The 23,577-nt window shown below is 65.4% G+C and carries 15 protein-coding genes; 11 read left to right on the top strand and 4 right to left on the bottom strand.

Features of this window, described 5'->3' with window-relative positions:
- Positions 1-104 precede the first annotated feature (104 nt).
- Complete coding sequence (locus tag DOE79_RS04160; protein ID WP_120337420.1) at positions 105-2,006, bottom strand: ABC transporter ATP-binding protein; 1,902 nt, start codon at positions 2,004-2,006, stop codon at positions 105-107.
- 234 nt (positions 2,007-2,240) lie between these two features.
- Between DOE79_RS04160 and DOE79_RS04155 the strand changes: the two genes are divergently transcribed.
- The 4 genes from DOE79_RS04155 (at position 2,241) to DOE79_RS04140 (ending at position 7,943) form a co-directional block, all read left to right on the top strand.
- A complete protein-coding gene (locus DOE79_RS04155; protein WP_245977108.1) occupies positions 2,241-3,533 on the top strand; it encodes an ABC transporter substrate-binding protein in 1,293 nt (430 codons plus the stop codon).
- Between the two features lie 37 nt (positions 3,534-3,570).
- A complete protein-coding gene (locus DOE79_RS04150; protein WP_120337419.1) occupies positions 3,571-4,509 on the top strand; it encodes a carbohydrate ABC transporter permease in 939 nt (312 codons plus the stop codon).
- Between the two features lie 56 nt (positions 4,510-4,565).
- Positions 4,566-5,426 carry a carbohydrate ABC transporter permease gene (locus tag DOE79_RS04145; protein WP_162942874.1) on the top strand — a complete coding sequence of 287 codons (861 nt, stop codon included), beginning with the start codon at positions 4,566-4,568 and terminating at the stop codon, positions 5,424-5,426.
- 663 nt (positions 5,427-6,089) lie between these two features.
- Positions 6,090-7,943, top strand: a complete 1,854-nt coding sequence (locus tag DOE79_RS04140) for a glycoside hydrolase family 31 protein (protein ID WP_425455712.1) — start codon at positions 6,090-6,092, stop codon at positions 7,941-7,943.
- Here DOE79_RS04140 and DOE79_RS04135 read toward each other — a convergent pair.
- Positions 7,893-8,948: a LacI family DNA-binding transcriptional regulator gene (locus DOE79_RS04135; RefSeq protein ID WP_120337417.1), complete on the bottom strand. Its 1,056-nt coding sequence runs from the start codon at positions 8,946-8,948 to the stop codon at positions 7,893-7,895. The two genes, DOE79_RS04140 and DOE79_RS04135, sit on opposite strands and share 51 nt — an antisense overlap.
- Positions 8,949-9,000: 52 nt before the next feature.
- Here DOE79_RS04135 and DOE79_RS04130 point away from each other — a divergent pair, with 52 nt between their 5' ends.
- A complete protein-coding gene (locus DOE79_RS04130) occupies positions 9,001-10,866 on the top strand; it encodes a glycoside hydrolase family 2 protein (RefSeq protein WP_120337416.1) in 1,866 nt (621 codons plus the stop codon).
- A 338-nt stretch (positions 10,867-11,204) separates the two neighbouring features.
- On the opposite strand, the gene DOE79_RS04125 is transcribed toward DOE79_RS04130, so the two are convergent.
- Positions 11,205-13,004 (bottom strand): hypothetical protein, encoded by a 1,800-nt coding sequence (locus DOE79_RS04125; protein ID WP_120337415.1) that lies wholly within the window; start codon positions 13,002-13,004, stop codon positions 11,205-11,207.
- A gap of 173 nt (positions 13,005-13,177) precedes the next feature.
- Here DOE79_RS04125 and DOE79_RS04120 point away from each other — a divergent pair, with 173 nt between their 5' ends.
- Both DOE79_RS04120 and DOE79_RS04115 read left to right on the top strand, forming a co-directional pair.
- A complete protein-coding gene (locus tag DOE79_RS04120) occupies positions 13,178-15,133 on the top strand; it encodes a leucine-rich repeat protein (protein ID WP_162942593.1) in 1,956 nt (651 codons plus the stop codon).
- A gap of 239 nt (positions 15,134-15,372) precedes the next feature.
- The gene (locus DOE79_RS04115) at positions 15,373-16,944 is read left to right on the top strand and encodes a glucoamylase family protein (RefSeq protein ID WP_120337413.1); all 1,572 of its coding nucleotides are present in this window, start codon (positions 15,373-15,375) and stop codon (positions 16,942-16,944) included.
- A 230-nt stretch (positions 16,945-17,174) separates the two neighbouring features.
- On the opposite strand, the gene DOE79_RS04110 is transcribed toward DOE79_RS04115, so the two are convergent.
- Positions 17,175-18,185, bottom strand: coding sequence for a LacI family DNA-binding transcriptional regulator (locus DOE79_RS04110; protein WP_120337412.1), 1,011 nt, complete (start codon positions 18,183-18,185; stop codon positions 17,175-17,177).
- Positions 18,186-18,415: 230 nt separating this feature from the next.
- Here DOE79_RS04110 and DOE79_RS04105 point away from each other — a divergent pair, with 230 nt between their 5' ends.
- Genes DOE79_RS04105 through DOE79_RS04090 form a run of 4 tightly spaced genes read left to right on the top strand, consistent with a single transcriptional unit; the run spans position 18,416 to position 23,507 of the window.
- The gene (locus DOE79_RS04105; protein WP_120337411.1) at positions 18,416-19,690 is read left to right on the top strand and encodes a sugar ABC transporter substrate-binding protein; all 1,275 of its coding nucleotides are present in this window, start codon (positions 18,416-18,418) and stop codon (positions 19,688-19,690) included.
- A gap of 33 nt (positions 19,691-19,723) precedes the next feature.
- Complete coding sequence (locus DOE79_RS04100) at positions 19,724-20,674, top strand: carbohydrate ABC transporter permease (protein ID WP_120337410.1); 951 nt, start codon at positions 19,724-19,726, stop codon at positions 20,672-20,674.
- Positions 20,671-21,552, top strand: a complete 882-nt coding sequence (locus tag DOE79_RS04095; protein WP_120337409.1) for a carbohydrate ABC transporter permease — start codon at positions 20,671-20,673, stop codon at positions 21,550-21,552. Before DOE79_RS04100 ends, DOE79_RS04095 begins: the two co-directional genes overlap by 4 nt.
- The gene (locus DOE79_RS04090) at positions 21,549-23,507 is read left to right on the top strand and encodes a glycoside hydrolase family 127 protein (RefSeq protein WP_425455679.1); all 1,959 of its coding nucleotides are present in this window, start codon (positions 21,549-21,551) and stop codon (positions 23,505-23,507) included. The genes DOE79_RS04095 and DOE79_RS04090 overlap by 4 nt, the downstream gene beginning before the upstream one ends.
- Positions 23,508-23,577 lie beyond the last annotated feature (70 nt).

Here is a 23,577-nt window from a genome sequence, read left to right as displayed (position 1 = left end):
CTCCCACGTGCCCGGAAGCCGGTCCACATCGCTCACCGTTCGCCGGCAGCAGGTTGCTCGTCTCGCTCGGGGTTCCATCTCCGGCGAGGCAGCGAGCTCAGCGACTAGGTCCGGCTCAGCGCTTCGTTATCGGCCGCAGCATTCTTCTGCACGGCGAACTGGGTCCGGTGCAGTTCCTCGTACCGCCCGCCCACAGCCAGCAGTTCCTCGTGCGTGCCGCGCTCGACGATCGAGCCGTCCTCGACCACGAGGATCAGGTCCGCGCTGCGGATGGTGGAGAGGCGGTGGGCGATCACCATTGCCGTGCGTCCCTCGAGCGCCTCGCTGAGCGCCGCCTGCACGGCGGCCTCAGACGTCGAGTCCAGGGCCGCCGTCGCCTCGTCGAGGATGACGACGCGCGGCTGGGCGAGCAGGAGCCTCGCGATGGTCATCCGCTGGCGCTCACCGCCGGAGAGCCGGTAGCCACGCTCGCCGACCATGGTGTCCAGCTGATCGGGCAGGGAGCGGATGAGCGGCTCGAGCCGCGCACGGCGCACGGCGTCCCACACCTCGTCGTCGGTTGCCTCCGGCCGCGCGAGGCGCAGATTGGAGAGGATGGTCTCGTGGAACAGGTGGCCGTCTTGCGTCACCATGCCCAGGGTGTGCCGCATGGAGGCGAACGTGACGTCGCGGACATCCGTGCCCGCTAGGCGCACGGCGCCGCTGTCGACGTCGTACAGGCGCGAGAGCAGCTGCGCAATGGTGGACTTGCCCGCACCGGACGATCCAACGAGGGCAACGGTCTGCCCCGGCTCGATCCGGAAGGACACGCCGTGCAGCACCTCCTCGCCGCCGCGGGTGTCCAGCGTGGCCACCTCCTCGAGAGAGGCAAGGGAGACTTTGTCCGCGGACGGGTAGGCGAAGCGGACATTGTCGAACTCGACGGACACCTGGCCCTCGGGGACGGCGACGGCGTCGGGCTTCTCCTTGATGAGCGGGTCGAGGTCGAGTACCTCGAAGACGCGCTCGAAGCTGACCACCGCGCTCATGATCTCCACTCGTGCGTTGGCGAGGCTGGTCAGCGGCGCGTAGAGGCGGGTGAGGAGGAGCGCCAGGGTCACCACATCACCGGTATTCAGCTGGCCGGCGAGGGCGAGGGAGCCGCCGAGCCCGTACACGAGTGCCAGGGCGAGAGCGGAGACGAGCATCAGTGCGGTGAAGAAGACGAACTGCAGCATTGCGGTCCGCACCCCGATGTCGCGCACACGGGCGGCGCGGACGCGGAACTCCTCGGCCTCCTCGTCGGGCCGGCCGAACAGCTTGACGAGGGTGGCGCCGGGCGCCGAGAAGCGCTCGGTCATCTGCGTGCTCATGGCGGAATTGTGATCGGCGGCCTCGCGGCGCAGCGCGGCGAGGCGGCTGCCCATGCGGCGCGCGGGGACCAGGAAGATGGGGAGCATGATCACGGCGAGAACCGTCACGAGCCAGGACGTGCTGAGCATGACGATGAGGGTGAGGATCAGCGCGACGAGGTTCGTGACCACGCCGGAGAGCGTGCCGCTGAAGGCCTGCTGAGCGCCGATCACATCGTTGTTGAGGCGGCTCACGAGGGCGCCTGTGCGCGTGCGGGTGAAGAACGCGATCGGCATCTTCTGCACGTGGTTGAAGACGGCGGTGCGGAGGTCCAGAATAACGCCTTCGCCGATCCGCGCCGAGTACCAGCGCGTCACGAGTGACACGCCGGCGTCGGCCACGGCCACGAGGGCGATGACGACGGCGAGCCACACGATGGTGCTGACCGCCCCCTGCGCGACGATCACGTCGACCACCTGGCCGGCGAGTACCGGCGTCGCGACCGCGAGAAAAGCCCCCACGGTGGAGAGGGTGATGAAGATCAGCAACTGGGACCGGTACGGCACCGCGAACGTCAGGATCCGCCGCACGGACTCACGGGAGAAGCCGTGCTTGCCGTCCCTGGCGCTCGAGATCTTGTACAGCGAGCTCCAGGCCGCGCCTTCCATGCTCATTGAGGTTCCTTCCGTGGGCAGACGGTCAAGCTTAGATGGCGAGGTGACCGACCTCGGCGCCCTCTCCGGCGCTGGCGAGCCGGGGGCGTTCGAGGGAACGGCCCGGCCGGCACCGGCCACGGTCAATGTGCAATCGGCACGGTGCGACCCACGTTGGTCTTCTCATGGTTAATTTGACTCCCAATTTGTAGCGCTATAAATTGGCGTAGCCGCTGCAATCAAGGGAGATGCCGCATGAGCCAAGGTTCCACAGGTCTCGGATTCATCAATCGCCGTTCGTTCCTCGTGGGATCCGGCGCGCTCGCAGTGCTCGGACTCGCCGCGTGCGCAACCGGCCAGGGGTCGACCGGAGCGACCACGAGCCTTCGCTTCTACGAGCAGAAGCAGGAAGTGATCGCGTACTTCGACAACCTGCTGCGGAGCTTCGAACAGGGTCGTCCCGGAGTCTCGGTCGTGCACGATTCCACCGTCGCCATCGCGCCGCAGTTCGTGCGGGGCAACCCGGCCGACGTCGGATGCTTCAACACGAACCTCGAGCTCGCCCGGTACATCAAGCGTGGCGTGCTGAGCGATCTCTCGGACCTGCCGTCAGCCGGTCGCATCCGGCCAGACATTGGCAGTCTCTCCGAGCAGTACGCGGTCTACCCAGGACGCACGAGCGTGCTTCCCTACTCCCTGGCGGCCGCCGGCGTGATCTACAACGTCCAGATCTTCGAGGATCAGGGACTACCCGTGCCTGAAACGTGGTCGCAGTTCGTCGATGTCTGCACAGCGCTCGACGCGGCCGGCATCACTCCCATCTACGCGACAGATCGGGACACCTGGACGCTGTGGCAGGGCCTCTTCGACTACTCGGTGGGTAGCCTGGTCGACACCGGATCGTTCTTCGCCCGCATGACCGAACTCGGCAGCGACGTCGGGCCGGATTCGGATGTCTCCTTCGAGAAGACCTTCGCCGTTCCCATGGAACGGGCCAAGACGATCTCGTCGTTCTTCAACCCTGACCATGCCGTGCGCTCCTATGCTGACGGCAACCTCGCCTTCGGCCGCGGCCAGGCGGCCATGTACCTGCAGGGCCCGTGGGCGCTCAGCCAGATCGCGCTGATCGACGAGAACCTCCGGATCGGAACCTTCGCGCTCCCGGTGTCGGAGAATCCAGACGAGCGGCAGGCCAGGGTCAACGTCGACCTCGGTCTGTACATCCCCGAATCGAGTCGACATCCGGACGAGGCCCGAGAACTCGTGGAGTTCCTCATGAGGCCCGAGAACATCGACGCCTACAACGCCGACAATCTGGCGTACTCCACCACGAAGGACGCTCCGCCGCAGAGCGACGAGCGCCTGGCCGGACTCCAGCCGTACATCGACGATGCTGCGTTCTATCAGGGGGCGGGAACGTTCGTCCCCACATCCATCCCGCTGGGCAACTACCTGCAGTCTGCGACGAGGAGCGGCAATTTCGACGGGATGCTGCGCCAGCTGGATGCGGATTGGCGACGCGTCGCCGGAAGGAACGCCACCGTATGACTTCCTCGACCCTGACCAGCCCTGAAGCGGAGCCACGATGACGATACACACGCTTCCTCCCGCAGCGACACCGCACCTCGAGTCCCGGCAGCAGCAGCGTTCGGTCCTCCGCGGCCGGCGGCGCGTCGAACCGATCTTCTACGTCTTCCTCGTGCCGGCGCTGCTGCTGTTCACAGTCGTCATCGTCATACCGGCGGTGATCGGCATCTTCTACAGCTTCACCGACTATGTCGGCTACGGCCAATGGCATTTCCTCGGCCTGCAGAACTACGCGACCCTCTTCACCGATCCGAGCATCATCGGTTCGTACGGGTTCACCCTGGGGTTCGCCGTGGTGACGGTCATCGTTGCGCAGGTCATCGCTCTGGCCTTCGCCGTCGGGTTATCGCGCACGATCCGGTTCGCCGGGCCCCTCCGAACCATTTTTGTCATTCCCATGGTCGTCTCGGGCATCGTGGTGGCATACGTCTTCAACTTCCTCTTCTCGAATTCGCTGCCGGCGCTCGCCACGACGCTCGGATTCGGCCCACTCGAGCAGAGCATCCTGGGCAATCCAGATCTCGCCTGGCTGTCGATCGTCATCGTCTCGGCCTGGCAAACGATCCCCGGGGCTCTGCTGGTCTACACGGCCGGTCTGACCTCGATCCCCGGCGACCTGTATGAGGCCAGCTCCATCGACGGCGCATCGAGCTGGAAGCAGTTCCGTTCGATCACGCTTCCGCTGATTTCCGGCTTCATTCTCATCAATACAGTGCTGGGCGTGAAGGGCTACCTGGGCGCCTACGACGTCATCGTCGGTCTCACGGGTGGCGGTCCCGGTACCGCAACCCGCAGCGTCGCCATGACGATCTTCAGCGGGTTCACGGGCGGAGATTATGCGTATCAGATGGCGAACGCGACCATCTTCTTCATCGTCACCGTGATCATCTCCATCATCCAACTCGGTGTGACACGAGGAAGGCCGGTCAGCCTGTGACCATCAATGTGACCCACGACGTCCACGACGAAACTGCGACCAGTCCGCAGCGCCAGCTGACGCCTCACCCGCAGCCCGCACGTCGGCGCCGTCGGTTGGGCCGCGCCAACATACCGTTGACGATCCTGCTCGGCCTGGCCACTCTGACCGTGCTGGCGCCCTTGTATGTCACCGTGTCGATGGCCTTCAAGACGAGCGAACAGTCGGTTGACGGCAACGCGTTCTCGCTGCCGTTCCCGTTCAACCCGAACAGCTTCGCGGAGGCCTGGGAGCTCACCAACTTCCCGGTGTCGGTCGGCGTCTCGATCCTGGTCGCCGCGATCGCGGTCGCGCTGACACTCTTCCTGAGCTCACTCGCGGCCTACGCCATCGTGCGCAATTGGGAACGTCGCTTCTTCCGCTGGTCGTTGTTCTACCTCCTCGCCGCGCTCTTCTTGCCGTTCCCCGTCATCGCGTTGCCGCAGATCCAATTGACGGCGCTGACGGGCCTGGACGGCCCGGTCGGAGTCGGCATCCTGCACGCCATGTTCCAGTTGTCGTTCAGCGTGCTGTTGTACTCCGCCTATCTCCGGTCGATCCCGATCGAGCTCGAAGAGAGCGCCCGCATCGACGGAGCAACCACCTGGCAGATCTTCTGGAGAATCACACTGCCGCTCCTGGCGCCGATGAACGCGACCGTCGGCATCTTCGCCTTCCTGGCGTCGTGGAACGACTTCATGCTCTCGTCACTCATCACGTCAGACCCGGCCCTGCAAACACTGCCGGTGGTGCAGAACATCTTCCAGAGCCAGTTCGGCACCAACTACAACGTCGCGTTCGCGTCCTACCTCATGGCGATGGCACCGACGATCGTGGTGTACCTCTTCGCGCAGCGCTGGGTGATCAGCGGGATCACTCAAGGTGCCGTGAAGGCCTGACCGCGACACACGACGAATCGACATTGATCGCAACAGCGCGATCACCACTCCCGAAGGAACCAGATGCCACACCCCCCGACCAGCACACTCAAGCGTTCGGCCATCCGTCCGCTGCCCGGCAACGCGCCTCACGCCGGGGCCGGGCAACAGGTGATCGGTGACGGCTGGCGCGTCACCGTGTTGGCCGACGGCCTGCTGCGCATCGAACGATCCACTCACGGAGGCTTCGAAGACCGCGCGTCGACGTTCGCGGTCCGGCGAGACCTTCCCGCGGCGCCGTTCACCGCCCTGCGCACCGGGAATGCCGTCGAGATCACCACTACGAGGGTTCGTCTGCGCTATGACGGCGCGGCGTTCACGGCCAACGGACTCATCGTCGAGACGCTCGGCGCCGACGCGCAGACGTGGCGTTACGGCGAGCCGACGAGAGACCTCGGCGGCACCGCGAGAACGCTCGACGAGGTCGACGGACGAATCGAGCTGGAGCCCGGGGTCGTCGCGCCAGACGGCATCGCGATCGTCGACGACTCGGCGTCGTTCCTCTTCGAAGACGACGGATGGATCGGCATCCGCGCCGCCGACCGCGAGGATCTGTACATCTTCGGCTACGGCCGCGACTACCAGGAGACGATCCAGGCGTTCTACGCCGTGTCGGGAGATCCCATGCTCTTGCCGCGCTGGGCGCTGGGCAACTGGTGGAGCCGCTACCACCGTTACAGCAGCGAGTCCTATCTCGCACTCATGGATCGATTCCGCGCGGAGCGTCTGCCATTTTCCGTCGCGGTGATAGACATGGACTGGCACCGCGTGGACTCCGTGCCACCGGAACACGGCAACGGCTGGACCGGCTACTCGTGGGAGCCGACTCTCTTCCCCGACCCCGCCGCGTTCCTCGCCGAGTTGCACCGGCGGGGGATGCGCACCACACTCAACCTGCATCCCGCCACCGGTGTTCGCGCGTTCGAGGATCGCTACCCCGAGATGGCGCGCGCCGTCGGCGTCGACTCGTCGACGGGTGAGGCCGTGCCGTTCAACGCGTCCGACCGGGTGTTTCTGGAGGCCTACTTCCGCGAACTCCACCACCCGCTCGAGCGGCAGGGAGTCGACTTCTGGTGGATCGATTGGCAGCAGGGTCGCACCTCGAACCAGGCCGGAGTCGATCCGCTCTGGGTGCTCAACCACTTCCACCACCTCGATGCGGCGCGCGACGGCGGTAGCGGCATGACGTTCTCGCGTTACGCGGGGCCCGGGAGCCATCGCTACGCCGTCGGCTTCTCCGGCGACGCGGTCATCTCGTGGGCGTCGCTCGCGTTCCAACCCGAGTTCACCGCGACCGCCGCCAACATCGGTTACTGCTGGTGGAGCCACGACATCGGCGGGCACACTACGGGAATCCGCGACGACGAGTTGGCGACCCGGTGGGTGCAATTCGGCGTGTTCTCCCCGATCATGCGGCTCCATTCGGCCAACAACCCGTTCATCCGCAAAGAGCCCTGGGCGTTCCCTCCCGCGCATCGCGCGGCGATGGACGACGCGTTACGGTTGCGGCATCGGATGGTGCCCTACCTGCACACGATGAACCACCGCGCCGCTGAACAAGGCATCCCTCTCGTGCGACCGATCTACCATGCGGAACCGCGCCGGCGTGAGGCCTACACGGTGCCCAACGAGTACGAGTTCGGGAGTGAGCTCATCCTCGCGCCGATCACGGAGCCGGCCAGCACCGTGTCGCTCCGGGGGAGAGTCCGGGCGTGGCTTCCGGCTGGGCTCTGGACCGATATCTTCACCGGAACCGTCTATCGGGGCAACCGTGCCGTCGAGTTGCACCGAACTATCGCGTCGATCCCCGCGCTCCTGCGGGCCGGCGGCATCCTTCCCCTTGATGCGAGCGGCGAGCTCGACGCCACGATTAATCCCGCCGAGCTGGACGTGCTCGTCGCCCCAGCGGCGTCAGGACACTTCGTGCTCGTGGAAGACCGAACCGACGACCAGCCGCCGGCAACGGCGCTCGGAGACGTCGCTCGAACGCCGCTGTCGTGGGACCGTGAGTGCAGCGAGTTTCGCATCGGGGCGGTTGCCGGTGCCACCGACGTCGTGCCGCAACAGCGCACCTGGACGATCACGATGCTCGCCGCACTTCCGTATGGAGCGGTCACCGTCGAGGCCGAACCGACGGATGCCGTCACGTCGACCGCCATCGCGCCTGAGCCGCTTGCCGTCACCGGCGAAGCCGGGCGGTGGAGCATCACCGTGCAGGTGCGCTCGGATGCCGGTGCGGTCGTGCGCTTCGGCACCGCACCGCTGCGGGTCGGAGGCGACCCGATCGAGAAGGCGCGCGTGCTCCTGGAGACCGCTCAGATGGGGAACCCGGAAAAGCTCGCGGCGTGGGAGATCCTCAGCACCGGGCGCAGCCCCCTCGAGCAGCTCACCGAACTCGGCGCCGCCGATCTGCCGGAGCCGGTCCGTTCAGCCCTCGCTGAGCTGCTCGGCGCGGTCAGCCTCGACGACGCTGTCTGACCCTGGAGCGCTCTCGCGGTAGACGATTCGATGCCCGACAGTCACGTGGCGGCCGGGTCCCGCGTACCCCTCGAGCCGCTCGAGTAAGAGGTCAAGAGAGCGTTCGGCGAGAGCACGCGTGTCGGGGGCGACCGACGTCAAGCTCGGCAACGTGCTCTCGCCGATGATGGTGGCGTCCCACCCCACGACGGCGACCTGCCCGGGAACGTCGACACCCCGTCGCTGGAGCGCCCGAAGTGCCCCGATCGCCGCCGGGTCGTCACGGCAGAGCAGGGCATCCACGACCAGCCCGCGGTCGAGCGCGTCGTTCACCGCGAGTTCGGCGCCGTGTGCATCACCCTGGTCTCGGGGCACGAGCAGATCTGCATTGTACGGAAGCCCGGCAGCGGCGAGAGCCTGTCGGTACCCATCGAGACGGAGCGCCGACGTGTTCGACAGCGCACCGCTCTCGTGGCCGAGGAAGCCGATGCGCCGCCTCCCCACGGTGATCAGATGTGCGACGGCGTCGCGCGCGGCCTGAACGTTGTCGATGGCCGTCTGGTCGGCACCGACCGGCTGGGAGCCCTCGCCGAGGAACACCACGGGCACACCGCCGCGCAACTCGTTCAGCTCGACGGCGGTCAGTGTCTGCGGGTGCATGACGAGCCCATCCACCGTGCCGGCCTCGCGATCCTGCAGCACGGATCGCTCGCCATCCGCCGTGCCGCCGGTCTCCATCAGAAGGAGGCGGTAGCCCCGTTCTTCGGCCGTTCGGGCGAACACATGGGCCAGTTCGGCGAAATAGGGCCAACGGAGGTCAGGGAACGCGAGGCCGATCATGCTGGAGCGCCCGGTCGCGAGCGTGCGTCCGGAGCGGTTGGGCCGATAACCGAGTTCATCGATGACGGCCTGAACGTGGGCGCGCATCTTCGGACTCACATGGCGGTACCCGCGCACGACGTTGGCCACCGTCCCCGCGGAGACGCCGGCGCGCTCGGCTACGTCCTGCAGTGTGGCCCTTTTCATGTCATCAGGCTACCGCTGGTGACAAGAATTTATAGCGCTATAAACTAGTCGCATGTCTGTTCCGACTTCACACGCCCTTGACCACAGCACCACGCCATCGAGCCCGACGCGCGCCAGCAGGCAGGACGGCAGCTATCCTCGCCCGCAGGTGTTGCGTGAGCGTTGGGCCAGCCTGGACGGGATCTGGTCGTTCCGCCACGATGACACCGATCGCGGTGTGACGGCGGGGTGGAGCGACGGCTTCCCGGAGCCGAGGGATATCGTCGTACCGTTCCCGCCGGAGTCACCGGCGTCGGGCATCGGGGAGCCGGGTTTTCACCCGGTGGTGTGGTACTCCCGCACGGTCACGAGCGACGACCTCGAACGCGCCGGCCGCTCCGAGAGCTCGCCCCGAGTTCTGCTGCACTTCGGTGCCGTCGACTACCGCGCGTCGGTATGGATCGACGGCGCCTTCATCGGCGATCACGAAGGGGGGCACACCCCGTTCACGTTCGACGTCTCCGCCTCGCTCACCGGAGCAGACGAGCACACAATCGTGGTGCGTGCCGAAGACGACCCGCTCGATCTGACTCAACCGCGCGGCAAGCAGGACTGGCACGAAGACGCGCACGCGATCTGGTACCGGCGCACGACCGGTATCTGGCAGACGGTGTGGCTCGAAGCGGTGCCGGACACGTCGATCCGATCCCTTCGGTGGATTCCGCTCGACCACGAACGCGTGTCGTTCCGGGCTTCGTTTAGAAACAAGGCCGCTGCGGGCAGCCGCGTGCGGGTGGCTCTTCACTGGGACGAGGCCGGCGAAGACCTCGGAACGACGGAGATGGTCGTGCCGACCGCGACCGACCACCTCGACCTCGTCCTGACCGTGCCGCGGCAGAGCAACGGCCAGGCCGAAGACGAGCTGCAGTGGACGCCGGAGAAGCCCCGGCTGATCGACGCCACCGTCACGTTGATCGACACGAGCGGAGCGGAGCTTGACGTCGTCGCGTCCTACCTGGGCTTGCGCACCGTCGGGGTCGACCGCGGTTCGTTCCTCTTGAACGATCGCCCCTACGACGTTCGTTCCGTGCTGAACCAGGGGTACTGGCCCGACTCCCACATCGCGGCGCCGTCAGCGGCGGCGCATCGTAGAGAAGTCGAGCTCATCAAATCGCTCGGCTTCACGGCCGTCCGCCTGCACCAGAAGATCGAGGATCCTCGGTTCCTCTACTGGGCAGACCGGCTCGGTCTGCTCGTGTGGGGCGAGGCCCCCGGCGCCTACGCGTTCACCCCGACCGCCGTGCAGCGCCTCATGCGCGAATGGATGGATGCCGTCGAGCGCGATGTGTCGCATCCGTCGATCGTCACCTGGGTGCCCGTGAACGAGAGCTGGGGAGTGCAGCACATCAGCTCAGATCCGGCCCAGCAGGCCTATGCCCGATCGCTCGCCGACGTCACCCGCGCGCTCGACCCGTCACGCCCGGTCATCTCCAACGACGGGTGGGAGCACGTTTCCTCCGACATCATCGGCGTGCACGATTATGAAGGTGACGGCGAAGTCCTCGCTCGTACCTTCGCCGACGCTGCGTCCCGCCAGGCGCTCCTGTCGGGCATGGGACCGGCCGGCCGGCGCATCCTCGTCGACGGTGCCGCTGATGTCGGCCAGCCCGTCATGCTCACCGAGTTCGGAGGCGTGAACTTTCAGCCCGGCGTTCGCCGGGAAGACGGTTGGGGCTACACGACCGCAAGCGACGGCGACGATTGGATCGACAGGATCGGCGCGCTGTACGACGCCATCCGCGCGAGCACGCTACTGGCCGGATCGTGCTACACGCAGTTCACCGACACCATGCAGGAGACCAACGGCCTGCTGACCGCCGATCGTGAGCCGAAGGTGCCCGTGGAGCTCATCCGTCGCGCGGTCACCGGTCGCGACTGACCGCCGGTGCGAAGTCTTCGACACTCAAGCGGTCCGCTCTTGAAACGATTGGTTTTCGACCACACACTAGCCTCGAGAAGGGCTCTACGTCACCGTCACCGATACGACCGGACGAGTCGCTGAGCCCTGCGTGATGAGAGATCGCTCGACGGAGAAGCCCACGTTGTTCGCGTCACTGTATCCTTCGCACCACTCCCCGTTCGTGGTGGCAAGCAGTGATCGCACACCAGACGAGGCGGGACGACATGAGGGTGAATCTGTCGGTCTCATACTCGCCATATGGCAACGGCTTCACTTTCAGTGGACCACAGAGACGATGCACGCCAGGATCGAGGTGGTTATCTCGGGAACGGGGGGTGTGCGTCGATGATCTCCAACTCTCCGTTCGGGAGGAGGTTGAGCGCATGCCAAGTCCTAACACCGCTCGGAGGCGCGGTTGGGCGAATTTCCAGGGGGCCCTCGCTGGTGTTGATTGTGATGACCGGCCGAGCTTCACTGATTGGGTCGCTGTCGTACACGCTCACCCATATCGCGAGAGTGTGCTCTGGAACGCTAGTTACCTCGAGGACTTGAGGATTTCCATCGTAAGTGTGACCATTCAGCCTGACATCCACGTGCGCTTGGTTTTCCCACCAGACGTGCACACCGGTCTTGGGCGCGAATGCGTGAAGATCAACGTCGTGTACGTGACTCGCCCAAGTTAGGGTCACGTCAAGCGGATATGTCAGCCGCCGAGCTTTCAGGTCTGGTAGGGCCTTGTTTACCTGGCGCGCGAATTCCTCTCTTGCATCGACGGCTGCGGGCCTGAGATGGCGGATGACGATAGCTCGGTCGGACTGCCCCTGCGGGATCGAATCCAGCACGTTCCGGCTGACCGGTCCGTAGGCCGCAAGGATCACCATCGCGTTCGGCAGGCCTCGGGTGTAGTCATCGAGTGCATGAGCGTGAACCGCCTTCGTTGACTTCGCATACTGTTTGGCTTCGATTGCAAGGTGCGTGGTATTGACGCGGTCGTTGACATCGGCTACGAAGCGATAGTCGGGTTGAATGGCGTTCGTGCGGCCTGTTCCTTTCGGTTTGACCAGGGAGGATCGCATTTCAGTCCACAGCTCTAACGGCCCGTCGACGGTGTCCAACGTGGCAAGTTGTGAGCCGCCGAAAGGAAAGCTGAGCTTGCCGTTGACAACGACGTACGTCAGCTTTCCGTCGACCGCCAAGTCGATCTGAGTCAAGAGCCACGCGGAATAGAGGGCATGACGTTTGCCCCACATCGGGAGCGAGAGGAGCGACTCTACGGCGGACATCAACACCGTTTCGGTCGCAGCGGCGAGCGGGAACTGATCTGCCCAATCGGCGAGTGCGTCGGCAATTTCCTGTTCTGACAACGACCGTTCCTTGATGACGGAGTCCATCCCGAGAACAGATGACGATACCCATTTGTCGGAGTGCAGTACGGAGAGAATGCCTCGTTCCGAGCCATTCACACCGAACTCACCAGGATGGCCCCGCCCGAATTCCTCGCGAGTCTCGCCGTAGCGACGGGTGGCCTTCAATACGGCGGAAATAATGGACTCTGCCTTGCGAATCGCGTTATCCAGCGCCAGATTCCCGGTTGGACTCTGGCGAGGAAAGTCGCCGTAGACAGAATCGTCAACGTAGCTTCGGCGCCACCTCTCAAGCTGCGGCTCGTCAGACACCTTCCAGCTGTCGGTCCGGTAAGGGAACTCCCAAAGAGATTCCTGGCTGACGTCAAGCCGGGTCACCTGTCGGACCACCCCGGTGAGCTCAGTCACGTCTCTTCTGAAGTTCGAAAGGAGGACGTCGACAGGATGACCCTCGTCAAATTCGTACTGAATGAGCAAACTTTCATCGTCGGCCTGTTTGGCCTCGATCTCCGAATACAGCTGCAAGAGGTCTTCGAGCATCTCTGAGATGGGCGTAAGAGCTTGCAGTAGTTCCCTGACTAGGTCTCTGGGAGTGAGCGCGGACTTGGTTAACTCGTCGATGAATTCCTGCATCGGGTCGAGCCCTAAGGATTCTGCCAGACCGGCAACCAGTTCCTTGTCATAGGTCCTTGGCTGAATGAGTCCGGCATCAACTAATTCTTCCCAGAGGGCTCTCGCCGTCACTATCGTCATGGCTTGATACTTCCAGAGAACTCGGGCTGCTCATATTGTTGCCTTGGTGGTGCATGTCTTCCGTCGGTGCCATGTGGGTTCGTGCGGGGGAGCGGGTCGCCTATTTGGGGTACAGGCCAGCTTGACGTCAGATCCTCCCGCACGCCTGCGGAGTCAAGCGGTGGCCGGCGGTCTTGATAGAGCGTTTCGGGCGACTGGACAATTGGCTGGAAGTCGAGCACATCCCAGAACATGTGACCCATATGCGTGCCCCCTGTTATAAGCTCCTTCCGCTGGCGTTCGCCGGTATGTATCTGCATTTTCCCGCCCAGCCGGGTGCCAACGATGCCGACGCAGCGAGTTGCTCGGGGGTATCAGTGTCTGCTGTGTTGTCGATGACGCGTCTGGCGCGGGTGACGGCGGCAACTGCCGCGGGGGCACTTGTTGCCGGTTCGGTCATGCTGACTGGAGGGGCTGCCCACGCTGGTGTACCCGGATACAAAGAGGCCGGATTGACCTTTGTCCTCGACGCGGGAACGCACACCGCGCTGGTCACGGGGTACGACCGGGTCAACCCCGATGTCGTCATCCCCGACGAGATCGTGGTGAATGGCGCGACGAGCTACGACGTCACGGCCATTGACGCCTACGTTTTTCTGGGCGCGGGCATCGAGTCGGTCACGATCGGTGCGAACGTGACCACCATCGGCGACGTCGCGTTCGCGGAGAACAGCCTCGAAACCCTGGTGCTACCGGAATCGGTGCGCACGATCGGATCCTGGGCTTTCGATGCCAACAACATCTCGAACCTCAGTCTTTCGGACTCAGCCATTGACGTGGGCTACAGCGCTTTCAGCGGCAATGACCTGACGCAGGTGGTGATCCCGAGCTGGATGACGACCATTCCCGAGAGCATCTTCGAGGGCAATCAGCTCGTATCCGTGACGATCCCCGACACTGTGACCGAAATCGCCGGCCACGCGTTCGGAGCGAACAAGCTGACCAGCGTCGACATCCCCGGGTCGGTTGTCACGCTCGGCGACGACGCCTTCGCGGACAATGCGCTCAGCGCGCTCACCCTGAACGAGGGGCTGAGCTTCATCAGCGGCTTTGCGTTCAAGAACAACAACCTGACCTCGGTGTCGATACCGACGTCGGTTGAGGTCATCGGCGAGGGTGCCTTCGACGGAAATCCGGGCCTGACCCGAGTGGAATTCGCCGGCGACGCCCAGATGACCTACATGGTCTACGCCGATGATGGCGCGTCCGTGCCGTCGCTTGGCCGAGCCACCGGCCTGACCGTGCACTACCTGTCTCGTTTCGCCGGCGACGGAGGATTCAGCTCTCCCAGCTGGCGCGGCTACGCGAGCGCGGCGGACGTGATCGTGTCGTTCGAACTGAACGGTCACGGTGAAGCGGTGGCAGCGCAGCGCATTGAGAGTGCGACCGCGCCCGCGGTTCCCAGCGTCCCGGTGGCGGCGGGGTGGGTCTTCGACGGGTGGTTCAGCGACGAGACCCTACTCGAACCGTTCGTGTTCTCCGCCGCCGTCAGCGCCGACGTGACCGCCTACGCGAAGTGGACGGCCGAGCCCGTGATTCCCGAGGAGCCGGTTGCTGCGAGCCTCGCGCTCGACCTGGATTTGGCCGTGGGGCAGGCTGTCGCCGGTGCCACGCTGACCGGGTCGGGCGCGGGCCTGCGTGAGGGATCCGAGGTCACCGTGATTCTGCGGCCGACACCGGTGGAGCTTGTGCGGGAGACCATTGCTGCATCGGGATCGTTCAGCGCCACCGCTGTCTTCCCGGCGGGGCTCTCGGCCGGAGCGCACACCGTGACGCTCTCGGGCGTGGCCGCCGATGGCACCGCGCTGTCGCGGATCGCCTACCTCACCGTCAACACGAACGGCACGGTGACGTACCTCTCCTATTTGGCAGCGGGGGCTATCACGCCACCAGACCCGATCACGCCGGTGGACCCGATCTCGCCGCCGGAGACTGTGCCGCCAGCGGCAGAGCCTGCTTCGCCGCCGGCCGGTCAAGTGCAGGTTCTGGCCCGCACCGGATTCGACGGAGCACCGCTCGGCTTCGCCGCACTGCTGGCGCTGCTCGCCGGCGGCGCGCTCGTGCTGATCCGGCGTCGGAGTGTTTCGTAGCGGCATCCGTTTGTCGGCCTGTTTGGGCCTCCGTCATCGTGGGCGCCGGCCGCCTGCTGCGGATCTGTGCCAGCAGGCAGGTTCTTAGGGCCGCATGGGGTCTCTGAGGATTCCTTGCGCATGGGGATGTATGCGCATACACTCTTCGGAACGTGCTTAGCGCGCCTGATTGGGCCCGGTCATCCGGTGATCGGTCACCCGGCGCCGACGCGGTCAATGACGACACGAAGGAACACGCTGTGAAACGAACACCAAAGATTGCCGTGCTGTGCGCCGCGCTGGTGGCGGGAACGCTCATCATCGCGCCGAGCGCCACCGCCGCCCCCGGCACCTCGACGGGGCCCACGTCGGGCGATCCGCGCGGAGCCAGCGCGGTCCTCAGGGGCTATGCCGTCGACACCTGGGCCTCCCTCGCCGCCATGACCGACAAGAAGACCGGGCTGCCCGCCGACAAGCTGCAGGGCGACCTGTCCGAACCGAGCGACAACACCAGCCCGACCAATATCGGCGGCTACCTGTGGTCGGTCGTCTCGGCGCGGGACCTCGGAATCATCAGCACGCAGGATGCCTTCAAGCGGATGAAATCCACCCTCAAGACTCTTGAGCGCATCGAGCGGCACGAGCCCAGTGGCATGTTCTACAACTGGTACTCGCCGAAGGACGGTCACAAACTCACGACCTGGCCGGGAAGTGACGACCCCGTCGACCCGTTCCTGAGCTCGGTCGACAACGGCTGGCTCGCCGCGTCCTTCCGTATCGTCGCCGAGGCGGAACCCCGCCTCGCCCGATCGGCCGATGCCCTCTACGCCAGCATGGACTTCGGCTACTTCCACGATCTCGAGGGCGGAGCGAACGCCGTCAACGGCGCCGGGCTCAATCGCGGCGGTTTCTGGGTGACACCGCCTCCCGGCTGCAGCGTTCCCGGCAACTACGGCGACGATGGCTCGGAGCTCTACTACACCTGCCACCACTACGACACGAGTGTGAGCGAAGCGCGCATCGTGAACTACCTCGGCATCGCCAACGGACAGATTCCTGCTGAGGCCTACTACGGAACCCTGCGCACCATGCCCGCTCAGGGCTGCGACTTCGCCTGGCAGGAACAGAAGCCCACCGGCGAGACGAGGGAGTACCTCGGGGTGCCCGTCTACGAGGGCGTCTATGAGTACCGGGGCATGAAGCTCGTTCCGGCCTGGGGCGGCAGCATGTTCGAGGCGCTCATGCCCGACCTGCTCGTGCCCGAAGCCGACTGGGGACCGCAGTCCTGGGCCGTGAACCACCCGGCGAGCGTGCGCGCCCAGATCGAGCACGGTCTCGACGAGGCCGGCTACGGCTACTGGGGCTTCTCCCCGGCGAGCGACCCCTTCGGCGAGTATGCCGAGTACGGAGTCGAGGGAGTGGGTATGAGCGCCGACGGCTACGCCTCCGACCGGGAGCGCACCAATGTCGATGCCGGCTACGACGGATGCCGCGAGGCCGGCAACCCGAACCCCGAGTTCGGCGATGGCGTCGTGACGCCGCACGCATCATTCCTCGCCCTTCCCTATGACAAGCCGGCCGTGCTGAGCAACCTCGCGGGGATCAAGAACGACCTGGGCGCCTACGGCCCCGGCGGCTTCTACGACGCCGTCGCGACGCAGAGCGGCACCATCGCGAAGCGGTATCTCTCCCTCGACCAGTCGATGATCATGGCCGCGATCGCCAACGACCTGCTCGACGATCGACTCAAGGACTACTTCGTCGACGACGATCTTGAGGCGGCCGTGCGTCCGCTCGTCGAAGCGCAGATCTTCGGTTCCAAGCTGGAGTGACCGGGCCGCCCCGCCCCGCCCCGCCCCGCCGGGTGGGGTGAGGCGGGGCGGGACCATTTCCAGCGAGCCAAAACGTGTGACCGCGGCGGCGGGTTGTGGGGCCGGTGGGGCGGTCGGCACTCTGCGAACGCATCCGTTGCGACGCCACGATGCCCTGCGTGAAAGCATGAAGCCTGGCCATCGCGGCCTTCCGCGAAGGAACAAGCCTCCCCACAGATCCACCCGCCCGGTTAGGTGGTCTCCCGGGGAACGATGCGGCAGGGGAGCGACTCAACCCCGGAGCGGGTGTCTCCGTTGATCGCGTCGAACAGCCGACGCGCGGCCAGCGCCCCCAGCGCCTCGAGGTTCATGTCGACACTCGTGAGCGGGGGCCGGGACCCGGTCGTGAAGACCTCCCAATTGTCGTAGCCCATCACCGACACCCGACCGGGAACGGCCCAACCGGCCTCCCTCGCCACCTCAAGCACGCCGCGGGCGATCTGGTCGTTCCCGCACAGAATGCCGTCGACTTCGGGATGCTGTTCGATCAGCTGGGCGGCGGCGTTGCGCCCCCACTGCTCTGTCCACGACCCGAACTGAGCCCCGCCGACGAGCGACAGTCCGTGCCGAAGCATGGCGGTCTCGATACCTTTCACGCGGTCCTGCGACGCCGCGTATCCGATTTCGCCGGTGATGTGGGCGATATGTCGCCGGCCGCGCGCCACCAAGAAGTCCACGGAATCCGCACCGCCCTGCACGTTGTCGGGTACGAGGGAGAGATCGTCTTCATCGGTCGAGGGGGAGTAGGCGTACACCACAGGCACCGGCAGGGTGCGCCCGAGTGAGGGCCGCGGATCGGTGCGTGGGCCCACGACGATCAGGCCGTCGACGCGGCGACTCAGCAGAGCGTCCAGATGGTACCTCTCCCGGATGGCGTCGCCGCGTGCATCGCAAAGCAGAACCGACATCTTGCCCTTACCGAACGCATCCTCGGCACCCATCAGGATGGGCAGCGAGAACCGGCCGTCGAGGTCGCCGGTAATCAGGCCGACGGTGCCGGTCTGACCGGCAAGTAACCCGCGGGCGAGCGCGTTGGGCGTGAAGGAGATCCGCTCGGCCGCACTGAGGACACGGGCGCGAGTATCCGGATGCACCTGGTCGCGTCCGTTCAGCGCTTTCGAGGCTGTGGCGACAGACACACCGGCGAGCCTGGCGACATCGCGCAGAGTGGAGCGCGGTTGCGGAGTATCTGTGGTCGCCATGGCGACGCCCCCTAGCTTTTTGTGCAGTGGATGCCCCGGTGGCCCGCCCCCGATCTCGGCGTCGTGCCACGAAAAGGCAAAAACCGAATATTTCGGTTGAGTCGACAATACATGGTTGACGTCACCTGTAGTTCGCTGCTACATTCGCCGAAAACCTTTTCGGCAAGTTTCGTGAAGGTCGTTAGCACTGCACCACCTCAATCAACGATGATTCCAGACAAGGAAGTCTCATGGCAGCGAAACCAGCGCGCACCCGCCGCATCCGCTCACTCACTCTCGCCGGCGGCGCAATCGCCGTTTCAGCGGCTCTCGCCCTCACCGGCTGTACGCCGTCGTCATCAGGAGGGGCCTCCGGCGACAGCGACACAATCACCGTGTGGCACTACTTCAGCGACACGAACCAGGTCAAGGTCATGACCGACTACAAAGAACTCTTCGAGAAGAACAACGAAGGGGTCACCGTCGAGAACGTCTTCGTGCCGTACGACCAGATGAACTCGAAGCTGATCACGGCCGTTGGCTCGAAGACCGGCCCCGACGTGGTCGTCTACAACGGCGCCGATGCCTCGACGCTCGCTCTGGGCGGTGCGCTCGCTCCCATGAGCGAACAGTGGAACGCGTTCGACGACAAGGATCAGTTCCCCGAGGGAGTCGTGCACTCGCTCGACGGCGATGTCTACGGCGTGCAGGGCTACGTCAACCTGCTCGCGCTCTGGTACAACCAGGACATCCTCGATGAGGTCGGCATCAAGCCGCCCACCACCATGGACGAGCTCGACGCGGCCTTGGCCGCTGTGACCGCCGCGGGCAAGGGCGGCATCACGCTCTCGGGCCTGCCCCAGTCGCAGGGGGAGTGGCAGGCGTACCCCTGGCTGACCAGCTTCGGATTCAACTACGACGCGCCCGAGGCCGCGCCGCTCGAACAGGCCTTCTCGACGATTCAGTCCTGGACCGAGTCCGGTGCCCTCACCCGCGAGGCCGTGACCTGGGACCAGACGGTTCCGTTCCAAACCTGGGCGGCCGGAAACGTGGCGTTCGCCCAGAACGGCAACTGGCAGCTCGGCACCGCCCGCAGCGACGCTGACTTCAACTTCGGCGTTGTGCCGCTCCCGGTCGGCGACAACGGTCAGGTCTACCTCGGCGGCGAAGGCCAGAGCATCGGAGCGTTCAGCACCAACCCCGAGCTGGCCTGGGACTACCTGGAGCAGACCTACTTCAGCGAGGAAGGGCAGGCCATCGCATTGAACCGTGTCGGCAGCATCCCGAGCCGTCTGGATGCCGCAGCTGCCCCCGAGGTGACCGAGGACCCGATCCTCGCCGCGTTCGCCCAGACACTTGAGAAGAACGGTGCGAACTACCCGGCACCGGCCGTGCCGGCGGCGTCCGTCGCCGACCAGCAGCTTGTGGTCGGACAGATCTGGAGCGCCGTGATCGGTGGCCAGATGACGCCGGCGGATGCTGCGGCGAAGCTGGTCGCCGATCTCGAGCCGCTGCTCGCGCAGTAGACCGACACCCGATAAGACGAGGCAGGAAGTTCCATGTCAATAGACCTCACGACCTCAGGGCTGGGGCGGCGCACCCCGGCGTCGTCCGGCCTGTCCGGGCTGCGCCGAAGCGCGACCAAACGCAAGAAACTCGCCTTTGCGGTGCCGGCAGGGATCTTCCTCCTCGTCTTCTCCTTCTTTCCATTGGCCCAATTGGGGCGCATGAGCGTCAGCGACGTGACGTCGCGCACACTCAACCAACCGTGGGAATTTGTCGGTACGGACAACTTCGTGGGCAGCGCAGCTCAGGGATCACTCTTTCCTGCACTGGGCAACACCGTCGTGTTCGTTCTCATCGTCACGGTCATCGGACTGGTCGGCGGCCTGGCCGCCGCCATCCTGCTGAGCACGAGCAATCTGCTTTCTGCCTTCGTGCTCGGACTCATGGTGTTCATCTGGGCGCTCCCGCCCGTGGTGAACGGCAGTGTCTGGAAGTTCCTCCTCGGTGATGCCGGCCTGATCAACTCCGTCATCACCGGAGTGGGGCTCTCCCAGGATGCCGTTCCATTCCTCTACGACGACAGGTTCGCACTCCTATCCGTGGCGATCGTGAACTCCTGGGCGGTGGTGCCGTTCAACGCTCTCGTCTTCCGGGCCGGCATTCTCGGCATCCCCGCTGAGACCTTCGAGGCCGCCCGCATCGATGGTGCCAGCCGCTGGCAAGAGATCTGGCACATGATCATTCCGGCCGTCCGGCCGACGACCCTCGTGCTCGCTGTGCTCACCATCGTGTACGCCTTCCGATCCTTCGACTTCATCTTCGTCATGACCTACGGCGGACCGGGGGTTGCCACCAACACGCTGCCATTCCTGAGCTATCTGCAGGCGTTCGTGCGGTTCGACTTTGGAATGGGCGCCGCGACCGCAGTCATCTCGGTGCTGCTCGTGATCGTGCTCGCCGTCATCTATGCCCGCAGCGTTCGAGCCGAGGAGGCCAACTCATGAGCATCCTGATCCCCACCCGGAGCGCAACCACCACACCGGCCGCCCGACGCCCGCGCCGCCGCAGCCGGCGGTTCCAACCCGTCGCCGGACCGTTGCGGGTGGTGCTTCTGCTCGTCTACGCCATCCCGATCCTGTTCATCGTGCTGACCTCTTTGAAGGACGCGCGCGACGTCATCTCCTCGCAGTCGTCGTTCCTGTTCACGCCCACCCTCGATGCATACACGGCCGTGCTGTCCAACCAGGGGCTGTTCGTGGCTATGCAGCAGTCGCTGGTGATCGCCGCGGGAACAACGGCGCTCACCCTGCTGGTGGCCATCCCCGCCGGCTACGGACTGTCACGAGTCGACTCGCGCATCACGACCATCGGCCTCGGCCTGCTGATCGTGCTGCAGATGGTTCCCCAGACGGCCAACGTCATCCCGCTGTATCAGATCTTCGGCGCCTGGGGCCTGCTCGACCAGAACATCGGCGTGATCATTGCCGACACCGCCCTGCTGGTGCCCTTCGCCGTGTTGCTCCTGCGGCCGTTCTTCCGCTCGGTCCCCGAAGCGCTCGAAGAGGCCGCATCCATCGACGGGGCAAGCACGATGCGTACCTTCTGGTCGGTCATGCTCCCGATCGCCCGCAACGGTGTTGCCACCACCGGCACGCTCGTCTTCTTGATGTCCTGGGGCGAGTTTCTCTACGCGGTCAACTTCTTCCTGTCGCCCGGCAATTACCCGTTGAGCGCGCTGCTGGCCCAACAAGTGTCGGCCTTCGGCATCAACTGGCCGGGGCTGATGGCGCTGGCCGTCATCACCTCAGTGCCCATCCTCATCCTCTTCGTTTTCACCTACCGCCTGCTGCGTGAAGGACTCACGCTCGGTGCAGTCAAATGACTCCCTTGTCGACGACCCCCTATCTGGAGACCACCATGCTCGCCCACACTCACACATCAGCCACAGCGTTTCCCGTCGACCCATCGACCGGAACGCTCCGCCCGCTCGCGCTGACGGAGGTGCGCATCGACGGCGGCTTCTGGGCCCAGATGCAGGAACTCAACGCATCGGCGATCATCGACCATTGCGAAACCTGGATGGAAAAGGTGGGCTGGATCGGCAACTTCGACGCCGCCGTTGAGGGGCGTCTGCCGGCTGATCGTCGCGGACGCGAGTTTTCCGATTCCGATGTGTACAAGCTTCTCGAGGCGATGGCCTGGGAAATCGGCCGTGCCCCAAACGAACGGCTCGACACCCGACTGCGAGCGCTGGTTCGCCGCATCGGCGCCGCCCAAGAAGCGGATGGGTACCTCAATACCCGGTTCGGCCGGACCGGCCAGGACCCGCGCTACTCCGACCTGCAGTGGGGCCATGAACTGTACTGCTACGGCCACCTCCTGCAAGCCGCTGTGGCCCGAGGTCGCACTGCAGGTGACGATGAGCTCGTCACCATCGCCCGTCGAGCCGCCGACCATCTCTGCGAGGTGTTCGGGGTCGGTGGCATCGAATCGGTCTGCGGGCACCCCGAAGTGGAAATGGCCCTGGTCGAGTTCGGCCGGTACACGGGGGAGAGCCGCTATATCGACCAGGCCCGGCTGTTCATCGACCGTCGCGGGCACGGTGTGCTCGGCGATATCGAGCTGGGCCAGAGCTACTTCCAGGACGAGACGCCCGTCCGCGACGCTGAGGTGATGCGCGGTCACGCCGTGCGCGCGGTGTACCTCGCCGCGGGCGCCGTTGACCTCGGAGTGGAGGACGACGACGCCGAGCTCATCCAGGCGGTCTCGGGACAGCTGGCGCGCACCGTCGCCCGGCGCACCTATCTCACCGGAGGAATGGGCGCCCACCACGAGGGCGAATCGTTCGGTGCCGACTACGAACTGCCCAGCGACCGCGCCTACTCCGAGACGTGCGCGGGGATCGGCTCGATCATGCTGAACTACAGGCTGCTGCTGGCAACCGGCGATGTTACCTACGCCGACATGATCGAGCGCACTCTGTACAACGTGGTGGCGACATCGCCCGCGGCCGACGGTAAGGCTTTCTACTACACGAACACCCTCCACCAGCGGGTGCCCGGTTCCGTTCCGTCACCGGATGAACCCAGCCCACGGGCCTCCTCCAGCCTGCGCGCACCGTGGTTCGACGTCTCCTGCTGCCCGACAAACGTCGCCCGCACCCTGGCCACCCTGGGGGCCTATTTCGCCACCTCATCCGCATCCGGTCTGCAGGTGCACCAGTATTCGACCGGCGACGTGTCTGCGGTGCTCGACGGGGGCACGGTCGCGGTGCACGTCGAAACGAACTATCCGGCCGACGGTGAAGTCCGCCTGGTCGTGACCGAGACCCTGGACGGCGAATGGGATCTGTCCCTGCGCGTGCCCGCGTGGGCAGAAACTGGGGCGCAACTTCGGGTAGGCGGAGAGGTCAGCGAGGTCCCTGCAGGCACAACCACCGTGCGCCGGGCCTTCACCGTCGGGGAAGAGATCGTGCTCAGCCTGCCGATGGTGGCCCGGTGGACCTCGCCGGACCCACGGATCGACGCGCTGCGCGGACAGCGTGCCGTCGAGCGCGGCCCGGTGGTTCTGTGTCTCGAATCGACGGATGTGCCGTTCGACGGCAGCGTGGATGACCTCCGTGTCACGGAGGAACTCAGCGATGTGGACGGGGTGGTGACCGTCAGCCTGCGTTCCATGGCAGCCCGGGACCTCGCCTGGCCTTACGGCGTGGACGCGCCCGAACTGTCGGCGGAGATCGCACGGGTACCACTTGTTCCGTACCACTCGTGGGCGAACCGGGGGCCGTCGTCGATGCGCATCTGGTTGCCGGTCGAGGTGGACGCCTTGGCCTCCTAGCCGGACTGAGCCGTCGGGTTGATGACAGCCGGGGCGAAACAGGGAGAGTGGGTCATCGTCGATGGCGGCC

The sequence above is a fragment of the Cryobacterium soli genome, assembly GCF_003611035.1.
GTDB lineage: Bacteria > Actinomycetota > Actinomycetes > Actinomycetales > Microbacteriaceae > Cryobacterium > Cryobacterium soli.
Note: the sequence above shows the minus strand (reverse complement) of the source record. Positions and strands in the feature narration are given on the sequence as shown.